Source organism: Pseudomonas sp. NPDC089918 (assembly GCF_050280605.1).
In the GTDB taxonomy this organism is placed as follows: domain Bacteria; phylum Pseudomonadota; class Gammaproteobacteria; order Pseudomonadales; family Pseudomonadaceae; genus Aquipseudomonas.
On sequence record NZ_JBNNVP010000115.1, the window covers coordinates 1 to 1,014 of the forward strand.

Sequence of the window (1,014 nt, forward strand, 5' to 3'; positions counted from 1 at the left end):
CGTGGTTTTACCCACCCCCGGCGGCCCCCAGAAAATCATCGAATGCAGGGCACCCTGCTCCAGCGCTTCACGCAAAGGCTTGTAGCAGAAGCAATACGCACCAATGTCGATCGCTGACATGGCGCTGTCGCTGTATGCCGCTGAGCGTGGGTTCCTGACTGACGTCGAAATCGCCAAGATCGGCAGCTTTGAACAAGCGCTGATTGCTTTCTTCAACCGCGATCACGCCGAATTGATGGCGAAGATCAACGTGAAGGGTGACTTCAATGACGAAATCGACGCTGGCATGAAAGCCGGTATCGAGAAGTTCAAGGCCACCCAAACCTGGTAAGCCGCAGCGGGAGCCGCAAGGCTCCCGCTTGCTAACCTGATAGGTGTTACATGGCAGGCGCAAAAGAGATTCGCAGTAAGATTGCGAGCATCAAAAGCACGCAAAAGATTACCAGCGCCATGGAAAAAGTGGCGGTCAGCAAAATGCGCAAGGCACAAATGCGCATGGCTGCTAGCCGTCCTTACGCGGAGCGCATCCGCCAGGTTATTGGCCATCTGGCCAACGCCAACCCGGAATATCGCCACCCATTCATGATCGACCGTGAAGTAAAGCGCGTCGGTTACGTTGTGGTGAGCAGTGACCGTGGTCTGTGTGGTGGCTTGAACACCAACCTGTTCAAGGCCCTGGTCAAGGACATGGCGGTAAACCGCGAAAACGGCGTCGAGATTGATCTGTGTGTAGTTGGTAGCAAAGGTGCGGCTTTCTTCCGCAACTTCGGCGGTAACGTCGTTGCAGCTATCAGCCACCTGGGTGAAGAGCCGTCGATCAATGATCTGATCGGCAGCGTCAAGGTGATGCTGGATGCCTACCTGGACGGCCGTATTGACCGCCTGTCCGTGGTATCCAACAAGTTCATCAACACCATGATTCATCCGCCCCCTGCTTGCCCGCTTACTCTTGCGGCTCTTCGTCAGCGGCGGCGTCGAGTTGCTGGTCTTCGGCAACGTCGTCGATCACGACTT

General features: G+C 55.9%; 1 protein-coding gene and 2 pseudogenes. 2 read left to right on the forward strand and 1 reads right to left on the reverse strand.

Annotated elements, in window-relative coordinates; all coding sequences use genetic code 11:
• Positions 1 to 81: pseudogene (locus tag ACQKPC_RS30450) on the reverse strand (hypothetical protein); the annotation flags it as partial.
• 4 nt (positions 82 to 85) lie between these two features.
• Between ACQKPC_RS30450 and ACQKPC_RS30455 the strand changes: the two are divergent.
• Both ACQKPC_RS30455 and ACQKPC_RS30460 read left to right on the forward strand, forming a co-directional pair.
• Positions 86 to 331 (forward strand): annotated as a pseudogene (locus ACQKPC_RS30455) (F0F1 ATP synthase subunit alpha); the annotation flags it as partial.
• A gap of 50 nt (positions 332 to 381) precedes the next feature.
• Positions 382 to 1,014 (forward strand): F0F1 ATP synthase subunit gamma (locus ACQKPC_RS30460; RefSeq protein WP_427628341.1); only part of this gene is annotated, 633 nt, incomplete at its 3' end.